This window comes from Desulfovibrio sp. (assembly GCF_035644575.1).
Taxonomy (GTDB): domain Bacteria; phylum Desulfobacterota; class Desulfovibrionia; order Desulfovibrionales; family Desulfovibrionaceae; genus Desulfovibrio.
The window spans coordinates 1-10,438 of the sequence record NZ_DASQOG010000191.1 but is presented as its reverse complement, the minus strand read 5'-3'; the positions used below and the strand labels follow the sequence as shown (position 1 = coordinate 10,438).

General features: G+C 59.8%; 9 protein-coding genes. All 9 read right to left on the bottom strand.

Annotated features, from left to right (window positions below):
• Positions 1–248: 248 nt before the first annotated feature.
• Positions 249–1,292 (bottom strand): DNA polymerase III subunit delta, encoded by a 1,044-nt coding sequence (locus VEZ52_RS10885; RefSeq protein ID WP_324836828.1) that lies wholly within the window; start codon positions 1,290–1,292, stop codon positions 249–251.
• A gap of 234 nt (positions 1,293–1,526) precedes the next feature.
• Positions 1,527–4,049 (bottom strand): leucine--tRNA ligase, encoded by a 2,523-nt coding sequence (leuS, locus tag VEZ52_RS10880; protein ID WP_324836827.1) that lies wholly within the window; start codon positions 4,047–4,049, stop codon positions 1,527–1,529.
• A 14-nt stretch (positions 4,050–4,063) separates the two neighbouring features.
• Positions 4,064–4,561: a transcription antitermination factor NusB gene (nusB, locus tag VEZ52_RS10875; protein WP_324836826.1), complete on the bottom strand. Its 498-nt coding sequence runs from the start codon at positions 4,559–4,561 to the stop codon at positions 4,064–4,066.
• A gap of 3 nt (positions 4,562–4,564) precedes the next feature.
• Positions 4,565–5,035 (bottom strand): 6,7-dimethyl-8-ribityllumazine synthase, encoded by a 471-nt coding sequence (gene ribE, locus VEZ52_RS10870; protein WP_022658445.1) that lies wholly within the window; start codon positions 5,033–5,035, stop codon positions 4,565–4,567.
• Between the two features lie 74 nt (positions 5,036–5,109).
• Complete coding sequence (locus VEZ52_RS10865; RefSeq protein ID WP_324836825.1) at positions 5,110–5,790, bottom strand: riboflavin synthase; 681 nt, start codon at positions 5,788–5,790, stop codon at positions 5,110–5,112.
• A gap of 9 nt (positions 5,791–5,799) precedes the next feature.
• A complete protein-coding gene (gene ribD, locus VEZ52_RS10860; RefSeq protein ID WP_324836824.1) occupies positions 5,800–6,942 on the bottom strand; it encodes a bifunctional diaminohydroxyphosphoribosylaminopyrimidine deaminase/5-amino-6-(5-phosphoribosylamino)uracil reductase RibD in 1,143 nt (380 codons plus the stop codon).
• Positions 6,935–7,426 carry a deoxycytidylate deaminase gene (locus tag VEZ52_RS10855; protein WP_291442248.1) on the bottom strand — a complete coding sequence of 164 codons (492 nt, stop codon included), beginning with the start codon at positions 7,424–7,426 and terminating at the stop codon, positions 6,935–6,937. Before VEZ52_RS10855 ends, ribD begins: the two co-directional genes overlap by 8 nt.
• A gap of 456 nt (positions 7,427–7,882) precedes the next feature.
• On the bottom strand, positions 7,883–9,121 hold the full coding sequence (gene glyA / locus VEZ52_RS10850) for a serine hydroxymethyltransferase (RefSeq protein ID WP_324836823.1): 1,239 nt from the start codon (positions 9,119–9,121) through the stop codon (positions 7,883–7,885).
• Between the two features lie 92 nt (positions 9,122–9,213).
• Positions 9,214–10,438: beta-ketoacyl-ACP synthase II (gene fabF / locus VEZ52_RS10845; RefSeq protein WP_324836822.1), on the bottom strand; the 1,225-nt coding region annotated here is incomplete at its 5' end.

The following is a 10,438-nucleotide window of genomic DNA, read 5'->3' as shown; positions in this document are numbered from 1 at the left end:
TGCCGCAGCCGCTCACGATGCCCGAGGCTTGTGGGCGGGGTGGATGTTGGCTTTGCTGTCATAAAATAAGCAGTCTTGGAGGTTGCGCAAGGGGGCGGGCGGATAAAGGCGCATGCATCCCGCAAATCCTTTGCCGTTTTTACGTGAGCGAAAATGATAAATGCAAGCCGTAAGGGAATATGGGCCGCAATAGCCGCATTTGCTCCGCACGAGGCTGGCGCGGCAATGTTCTGCCCGGCAGGTTTGCGTCAGGCGCGGGTGCGTCCTGCGGCAAACAGGTCTGTCATGCGGGCCGCAAGATAGTCCAGGCTCTGGCTTGGCGATCGGCGGCCGCTCTTTACCTGCAACTCCGCATCCATAACAGTGGACATGCACTCCGCAAGCACTGCGGGGCCGAGCCGGGTTGCCAACTGCTTTTTAAAGGAGGCCTCGTTGGGATGCACGCGCACCTTTTCGCCCGCCCACAGTTGCCAGAGCAGGCGCAACTCGCGCGCCAGCAGGGCCAGCAATGAAAACAGCAGGCTGTCGCCGTCCTGGCTGCGCGAAAGTTCCTTCCACACGGCGGTGAGGTTGCCCGCCTCCATGTGCCGGATGCAGTCAAAGACGTTGCACTCTGGATTCCACGAAGCCGTGGCGGTCATGGCCAGGGTAATGGTGCCCTGGTCTGGAAGGTGATCCGCCCCGTGAGAATCTGCCTGTGATTTTTCCCTGGCAGCATCCTGCGCGGTATTGCGCAGCAGTTGCAGCTTGATCAGCTCATTTTCAATGGCCAGGGCATCGGGCGGCACCGAGGCGCAGAACTGCTCCAGGGCGTCCTGCTCAAAGCGCAGCCCCATTTCGTGCGAGCGTTGCAGCACGTGCTTTTTGACCGCCCGCTCGTTCAGGCCGTCCTGCCGCCATATCCAGCCCTGCTGATCGGCGAAGGCCATGCAGCGCAGCTTGGCAATGTGCGCGGGAATTTTGGGTTGACCTTTGTCCCAGGCCACTTCCATACAAAAAAAGGGCCAGCACTGTTCCGAGGGCCGGGCCAGCGCATGCGAAACCTTTTTCCACACCGCTGCGGGCCACAGGTTGGCCTGCCGTACCACCAGCACTCGCGGTGCGCCGAACAGGCCTTGCAGGGTGAGCTGCTCCCAGAAGCGCGGCGAGGGTTCCTCGTCGCCCCAGTAGACGTGCCGTTCCCACTGCCCGCTGGCGGGCGGAAAGGAAGAAAGCAGCTGCTCCATGCGCGCGCGCAGCAACTGCCCGTCAGGGCATACAAGAAAACTGAATCCTGGGTGTACCGCGCTCATGACATTCCGTGGTTCTGAAAATTGATAAAAAAAAGACTGCCGTAGCAGCCTCGGAATAAAACCCGTCCGGAATAAATTCCGCCTTGGAATAAATCCCGTAAATCCAGGTTCGTCATCTGGTGAAACTGCCAACGCAGTCAGTATAGGTACAAAAGGGGGAACGGGGAAGGGGTATACAGGCGGAAGGGGCGTTTTTCATCTGCGAAAAACAGCCCCTTCCACCATGATAATCAATTAGTTGGCAACGATGTTGACCAGTTTGCCGGGAACCACCACCACCTTGCGCACTGTCAGCCCGTCAATGTGGCGCTGCACGGAGGAATCAGCCAGTGCGGCCTGTTCCATGGCGGCTTTGTCCGCGGCTGCGGGAATCTGCACTGTGCCGCGCAGCTTGCCGTTGACCTGAAGGGCCACGGTGAGCATGTCCTGCACGGTAGCCGCATCGTCCCACTTGGGCAGAAGTTCGCTGGCAAGCTGGGTGCCGTGCCCCAGGTGCTGCCAGAGTTCTTCGCAGACATGGGGCGTGATGGGCGAAAGCAACGTAAGCACGGAGGCCATGGCCGAAGAGAACACGCGGCGGTCGCCCTCTGTGGCGCCGAGCTTTTCGCGCGAAAGGTACATGGCGTTGACCAGTTCCATAACGGCGGCAATGGCCGTGTTGAACTGGAAGCGGTCGCCCATGTCTTCGCTGCATTTTTTGACCGTGAGGTGCTCACGGCGGCGCAGGTCGCGGGCTTCCTCGCTCTGCGCGTCCTCAGCCGTGGACTGGCAGGCCTTGAGGGGCAGCAGGCGGTCTTTTTCTTCATCAAAAAGACGCCACACGCGGCCAATAAAGCGCGACGCGCCTTCGATGCCAGAGTCCGACCAGTCAAAGTCGCGCTCGGCGGGCGCGGCAAAGAGGCAGAACAGCCGCACCGTATCCGCGCCGTACTTGGCGATCATATCGGAAGGTGCGACCACGTTGCCCTTGGATTTGGACATCTTGCTGCCGTCTTTCAGCACCATGCCCTGAGTGAGCAGGTTGGCGAAAGGCTCGTTGAGCTCGGCAGGGAAAAAGCCCAGATCGCGCAACACCTTGGTGAAAAAGCGCGAGTAGAGCAGATGCAGAATGGCGTGTTCCACGCCGCCGATGTACTGGTCAACGGGCAGCCAGTACTTGAGCGCCTCCGCGTCAAAGGGGCCGTCTTCCTTGCGGGCGCTGGTGTAGCGGGCGAAATACCACGAGGATTCCACAAAGGTATCCATGGTGTCGGTTTCGCGCCGGGCGGTTCCGCCGCACTTGGGGCAGGTGCACGAGGCGAATTCCGGCGTTTCCGGCAGGGGAGAGCGCCCGTCTTCACGGATTTTCACGTCCATGGGCAGCAGCACTGGCAGGTTTTCTTCCTTTTCAGGCACCACGCCGCACTTGTCGCAGTAAATAACGGGGATGGGCGCGCCCCAGTAGCGCTGGCGCGAAATGTTCCAGTCGCGCAGGCGGAACTGCGTGGTGGCCTTGCCCTTGCCTTCCTTTTCCAGCGCCTGCGCCACGGCCTTTTTGCCGTCTTCGTTGGCGGTGCCGTCAAAAGAGCCGGAATTAACCATGAAACCTTCAGCGGTGTACGCTTCGGTCATGGTTTCAGGAGCAATCTGCTCATCCTTGGGGCTGATGACCACGCGCACGGGCAGACCGTATTTGCGGGCAAATTCAAAATCGCGCTGGTCGTGAGCGGGAACGCCCATAACCGCGCCGGTGCCGTAATCGGCCAGAACAAAATTGCCCAGCCACAGCGGCACGCGCTGCCCGGTAAAGGGATGCACGGCGTAGGCCCCGGTGAAGATGCCTTCTTTTTCCAGCGAATCAGACTGGCGGTCGATGCGGTCCATATTGCGGATGCGCTCAACAAAGGCGCGCACTTCATCGGCTTTTTCGTAGCCTTCGATGAGCTTTTCCACCAGCGGGTGCTCGGGGGCCAGCGTCATGAAGGTCACGCCAAAGAGCGTGTCGGGCCGCGTGGTGAACACGTCTATGCCCGTGACGCCTTCTGCCTTGAGGGCCGCGTTTTCCAGACCAAACGTGATGGCCGCGCCTGTGGATTTGCCAATCCAGTTGCGCTGCATGGCGATAACGCGGTCGGGCCAGTCGCCTTCAAGGCTTTGCAGGTCTTGCAGCAGTTCATCGCCGTAGGCCGTGATCTTGAGGAACCACTGGGTCAGATCCTTCTGTTCCACGCGGCTGTCGCAACGCCAGCACAGGCCATCGACTACCTGCTCGTTGGCGAGAACCGTGTGGCACGAGGGGCACCAGTTCTGCGCCGCTTTTTTGCGGTACACGAGGCCTTTTTCGAGCAGGCGCAAAAAGAACATCTGTTCCCAGCGGTAGTACTCGGGGCGGCAGGTGGCGATTTCGCGATCCCAGTCATAGGAATAGCCAAGGCGCTTCAGCTGCGCCCGCATGTTGTCAATGTTGGCGTAGGTCCACTTGGCGGGGTGGGTATTGTTTTTGATGGCCGCGTTTTCCGCAGGCAGACCAAAGGCGTCCCAGCCCATGGGGTGCAATACGTTGAAGCCCAGCATGCGCTTGCTGCGCGCCACCACATCGCCAATGGCGTAGTTGCGCACATGGCCCATGTGGATATTGCCCGAAGGATAGGGGAACATTTCAAGCACATAATACTTGGGCTTGTTGCTCTTGTGGGTGCAGGCAAAAGCGTTTTCGGCCTGCCAGCGAGACTGCCACTTTTCTTCGATAGCTTGCGGATTATAGCGTTCGTGCGTCATGGGGCTTTACCGGATTACTCGGATATGGTTGAAGGGTCGGCAGCGGGCCGGGAGATTCCGCCAGTTTCCAGAGCCTTGGCCACGGCATCAAGAATGCCATTGATAAAGCTCTTGGCGTTGCCTTCGCCAAACTGGCGGCTGAGTTCCAGCGCCTCGTTGATGGCAACCTTGGGCGGCACATCGCTGCGGTACATGATTTCAAAAACGGCAAGGCGCAGCAGGGTCAGCTCAACGCGGCCCATGCGGTCAACGCGCCAGTTGCGGGAAAAATTGGTGATGGATGCGTCCAGCTCGTCGCTCTTGCTCCACACGCCCGCCACCAGTTCCCAGGCAAAGCCAGAGGGATGGCTGGGCGGTTCCTGACCTTCCCAGCGGGCAATGTAGTCGGGAGAAATGCGAAAGATGCGCCGCAGATCGTCAATATCACGGGCCGGGGTGAAGGAAAGGCCGTACAGAACCTGAAAGGCCAGTTCGCGTTCGCCGCGGCGTGTGGCTGATTTGGCTTTTGCCATGGGTTACAACTGCTCCATAACGCGGATGGTTTCCAGCATGGCCGCCGCTGCTTCCACGCCCTTGTTGCCGCCCTTGGAACCTGCGCGTTCAATGGCCTGTTCAATGGTGTCGCAGGTCAGCAGGCCAAAGCCGATGGGAACGCCGGAATGCATCATGGCCTGGGCAATGCCCTTGCTGGCCTCGGCGCACACGTAGTCGAAGTGGGGGGTGCCGCCGCGAATAACCGCGCCAAGCGCCAACACGCCGTCATACTTGCCGGAATTGACCAGCTTCTGGCAGACCAGCGGCATTTCAAATGCGCCGGGAATACGCACAATGGTGATGTTGGCGGTATCAAGGCCGTGACGTTCCAGATAGTCCTGCGCGCCGCCCACAAGGCGATCTACGATAAAATCGTTGAAACGGGTGGCCACAATGGCGATCTTGAGGCCCTTGGCGTCCAACTGTCCGGCGATGGTGGTAACAGTGCTCATGGCAACTCCTTGGCGCGTTTGCGCAAGTGCCCGCGCTAACGCGTTTTTTGTAATATTTCAGTAAGCGGAAATGTTCAGATAAAGCCGTTGCGCAAGAGCATATCGCGGCTCAACCCACTGGTCTGCGCGGCGGCAGTCTGCTCTGCCGTGCTCTTGCCGCCGGGAGCCCAGGCCCCCAAAAGGCTGCGCACATATTTGCCGATGAGGTCGGTTTCCATATTCACCAGCGTTCCCGGCCGCCAGTTGCGCATGGTGGTGCGCTTCTGCGTATCGGGAATGATGTTGACCTCAAGAAAGTCAGGCCCGCAATCATTGATGGTAAGGCTGATGCCGTCAAGGGCCACGGAGCCTTTGGCAATGACCTCCACCCCATATTCCTTTGGAAAGGCAAGGCGGCAGCACAGCGACTGGCCCGCGCCCGTAACGCTGCGCACCGTGGCAAGGCAATCCACATGCCCGCTTACCAGATGCCCGCCAAGGCGGTCGCCCAAGGCCAGCGCCCGCTCCATGTTCACGCTGTCGCCGGTCTTGAGCCTGCCCAGCGTGGTGCGCGAGAGGGTTTCTGTGGAGGCGTAGGCAGTGAACACGCCTTCTCCGTGGGTTTCCACCGAAAGGCATGCGCCGTTGACGGCAATGGATTCGCCATCGACTATGGAGGGCAGACTGAACAGGGGGCGCAGGGTGAACCTGCGTTCCGTGCCGGAGTCGCGCAGGGCGAGTACCTCGCCCTGACCCTGGATAATGCCGGTGAACATGCCGCCCGCCTATGCCTTGGCGGCTTCAAGAGGCCGCATGTGGATATGGATGTCGCTGCCGCACAGGTGCGTATTGCTCACGCGCATGCGCAGGGCGTCTTCCAGGCTCAGGGGCGCACGACCGGAAAAGAGCGGCAGGGCGTCTTCGTCGCCCAGAATCATGGGCGCGAGGTGCAGGCGAAAGTCGTCCACAAGGCCCGCTTCCAGCAGGCTCAGGGCCAGATGTCCGCCGCCTTCGCAAAGCATGTAGGGGCACTGCAGCTCTTCCCACACTGCACGGAGCAGATTTGGAAAGTCCGGCCCGCCGTGCATGCCGGGGCCAAGCGCCAGAACTCTCACGCCGATGTCGCGCAGGGCCTTGGCCGTGGTGGAGGCCGCCGCAGCGGGCGAAACCATAAAAACGGTCTGTTCCGGGCGGTCTTTCAGCAGGTGAAAATCCGCATCGGGCTGGGGCAGGCGTGAGGTAAGCACACAAGCCAGAGGCTGCGGCCCGGCATTTTCGCCCCGCACGGTCAGTTGCGGGTTGTCGGTGCGAAAGGTGCCGCCGCCCACGAGAATAGCGCCTCCGCACAGGCCGATGCCCGCGCGCAGTTCCTGCACTTCTTCTCTGGATTTATCGCAGCTTATCCATTTGGACTGGCCCTTGCGGGTGGCGATGCGTCCGTCAAGGGTAGCGGCCATTTTCAGCATGACATAGGGGCGCTTGTGCTGTTGCCAGATCAGAAAATCGGCCACAAGGTCGCGGCATTCCTGCTCGCAGACGCCTTCAATCACCTCAACGCCGCTTTCGCGCAGTTGGCAAGCGCCGCCGCAGGCAACTGGATTGATATCGGCAAGGCCCACGACCACCTTTTTGATGCCCGCAGCCTTGATGGCCTCGGTGCAGGGTGGTGTTTTGCCCTGATGGCAGCACGGTTCGAGCGTGACAACCATGGTGCACTCCGCCGGATTTATGCCGCGCGAGGCTGCATCCTTGATGCAGTCCACTTCTGCATGATCCTCTCCGGCGGCGTGGTGCCAGCCCCGAGCCACAATCTGCCCATCGCGCACCAGTACCGCCCCCACCGTGGGGTTGGGGCAGGCATGCCACCGACCTTTTTCTGCAAGGTCAATGGCTTCACGCATAAAGGGAACAAAATCCAGTTCAGACATGGTAGTCTACTCCGGCTTGGGCGCTGATAACAGGCGGTGCAAAATCCAGCTTTTCCATAATGACCCCGGCTTCCTTGAGCATCTGCTCCGCAAGTTCGTCAGGGTAATATTCCGCATAATAAATGTGACGTATGCCGCAATTTATCAACATCTTGCTACACAGCACACAAGGGTGCGTCGTGCAATAAATCTCTGCGCCACTGATATTGATGCCATGCACAGCAGCCTGAATAATGACATTCTGCTCCGCATGCAGCCCCCGGCATATCTCGTGCCTCTGCCCCGAAGGAATGCCCAGCTGCGTGCGCAGACACCCCACCTCAAGACAGTGCGGAACCCCCGCCGGGGCCCCGTTGTATCCCGTGGCTAAAATGCGCTTGTCCTTAACCGCCACCGCACCCACCTTGCGCCGCGTACACGTAGAACGCCCGCTCACCAGGTACGTGATGTTCATAAAATATTCCGGCCACGGCATTCGCTGCATAACACACCCGTATGTTGATTGGTGGTAGTGTACAGGCGGCTGGTGAAAATGCCAAGTTGCCTGTCGGGCTATTTTGCCGTGATGCTGCGTCAGGCAGCACTTGCGGTTCCGGTCGCGTACCAGAAGAGTACGCTCCCATCCCCGCGCCCTTGCCTTCCTTGCCTGACGCCAAAATATCCGCGACAGGCAGGACTAAGGCTATTTTGCTGTGATGCTGCGTCAGGCAGCGCCTGCGGTTCCGGTCGCCCCGCTGCATCGGCGGTGCAGCCTTGCTGTGAAACTGTTGGTTTAATCTGCCTGTCTACGCAAGGCAAAGCCCCTGTTTTTCTCAAAACCGGGGCTTTGTCAAAGGGGGCGCAGCCCCTCTATGATTATATCTGGCGGTTTTTCCGGCACCAGCCCCCGAAGTTGCCTGCGGGGCCGAGGCGTCAGAAAAACCGCCCGAAAATCAGCCCGTTACCAGGCGAATAGCGGGAACTGGCGCGCAAATTCTTCAACGTTCTTGCTGATTTTTTCAAGAGCGGCAGCGTCCTCGCGTTTTTCAATGGCTTCCACGATGAACGCGCCCACGGTGCGCATGTCGTCTTCCTTCATGCCGCGCGTGGTCAGGGCGGCAGTGCCAAGGCGCACACCCGAGGTCACAAAGGGCGAACGGGTTTCAAAGGGCACCGTGTTCTTGTTGACGGTGATGCCCGCCTGATCAAGAGCGTGTTCCGCGTCCTTGCCCGTGACATCCTTGTTGGTCAGGTCAACCAGCATCAGGTGGTTGTCCGTACCGCCGGAAACAAGGTCGTACCCTGCATCCATAAGATACTTGGCAAGCACGGCGGCATTGGTCACCACGCGCTGCTGGTATGTTTTGAAAGCGGGGCGCAGGGCTTCGCCAAAGGCCACGGCCTTGGCAGCAATGACGTGCATGAGGGGGCCGCCCTGAATGCCGGGGAAAATCTGGCTGTTCAGGGTTTTGCCCATGTCTTCGGTAGAAAGAATCATGCCGCCACGAGGGCCGCGCAGGGTTTTGTGCGTGGTCGTGGTGGTGATGTGGGCGTAAGAAAGCGGGCTCTGGTGCAGACCGGCGGCCACAAGGCCAGCAATGTGCGCCATATCCACCACCAGCTTGGCGCCGACTTCGTCAGCGATTTCGCGGAAGCGGGCAAAGTCGATGGCGCGGGGGTAGGCGCTTGCGCCGGCAACGATGGCGTTGGGCTTGTGCTCGCGGGCCAGGGCGGCGACTTCGTCATAGTCTATGCGGCCCGTCTCGCGCTGCACGCCGTAAGAAACAATGTTGAACAGGCGGCCGGAGAAGTTCACCGGGCTGCCGTGGGTGAGGTGCCCGCCGTGCGAAAGGTTCATGCCAAGGATGGTGTCGCCGGGCTTCAGAAAAGCAAGATAGGCGGCCATATTGGCCTGCGAGCCGGAGTGCGGCTGCACGTTCACGTATTCGCAGTTGAAAAGCTGTTTGGCGCGATCCTGAGCCAGGGTCTCGGCTATATCCACATATTCGCAGCCGCCGTAGTAGCGCTTGCCGGGATAGCCTTCTGCGTACTTGTGGGTCAGCACGCTGCCCTGAGCTTCGCGAACGGCGCGGGAAACAAAGTTTTCAGAAGCGATGAGCTCAAGCTTGCTCATCTGACGGTCGGATTCAAGCGTGATGGCTCGCGCCAGTTCCGGGTCTTGCAGCAGGATTTCGTCCATGACGTCGCATCCTTTTGAAATGTTCTGCCCGCCACAACGGCGGGCAGATGATTGTCAAACAGGGAGGGCAGAGGCCGAGTAAAAACTGTCGGCTACTGTTGCCACTTCTTGAAGATCACGCTGGCATTGGTGCCGCCAAAGCCGAAGGAGTTGCACATGGCGTATTCGCAGGCGATGTGCTTGGAGCCGTCGACCATGTAATCAAGATCACATGCGGGATCGGGGTTTTCAAGGTTAATGGTGCCGGGCAGCATTTCGTCATGCAGGGCAAGGGCCGTGAAGACGGATTCAATACCGCCAGCCGCGCCAAGCAGATGCCCGGTCATGGATTTGGTGGCCGAAATTTTGACATTCTTGGCATGCGCGCCAAAAACGGTCTTGATGGCCTTGGTTTCCGTGCTGTCGTTCAACATGGTGGACGTGGCGTGGGCATTGATGTGACCAATGGCCGAAGCGTCAATGCCAGCTTCGCGCAGGGCGTTCAGCATGGCGCGGGCCATGCCTTCGCCATCGTCGCGGGGGGCGGTCATGTGGTAGGCATCGCCAGATGCGCCGTAACCGACCATTTCTGCATAAATTTTGGCGCCGCGCGCCTGCGCGGATTCCAGCGTTTCCAGCAGCAGCAGGCCAGCGCCTTCGCCGATGACAAAGCCATCGCGGTTGGCAGCAAAAGGCCGGGATGCACGGGAAGGCTCATCGTTGAACTGGGTCGAGAGGGCCTTGAGGGCCGTAAAACCGGCCACGCCAAGAGGTGTAACCGTGGCTTCAACACCGCCGGAAATAACAGCGGTCGCGCGGCCCAGAACCATTTCGCTGTAGGCGGTGCCTAGAGCGTGGATGGCAGAGGCGCAGGCCGTTGTGGTGACGATGTTCGAACCCTTGGCGCCGGTGAAGATGGAAATCTGTCCCGGCCCCATGTTGGAAATCAGCATGGGGATCATGAAGGGCGAAATTTTGTGAGGCCCGGATTCCAGCAGCTTGGCGTGGTAGGTTTCGATGGTATGCAGACCGCCCAGGCCGATACCGAGGATCACGCCCGTATCGTAGGCGTTGGCATCGGTGATCTCGTACTTGGCGTCTTCAAGCAGCATCTTGGCAGAGGCCACTGCAAACTGGGTGAAGCGATCCATGCGCCGGGCCTGCTTCATGGGCATATAGTCTTCGGCGACAAAGTTCTTCACTTCACCGGCAATGCGGGAATCGTAGGCGGAGGCGTCAAAAAGCGTGATGGGCGCGATGCCCGACTCGCCTGCGAGCAGTTTTTTCCAGGTGCTCTCAATATCATTGGCGAGGGGCGTAACGCCGCCTATGCCGGTG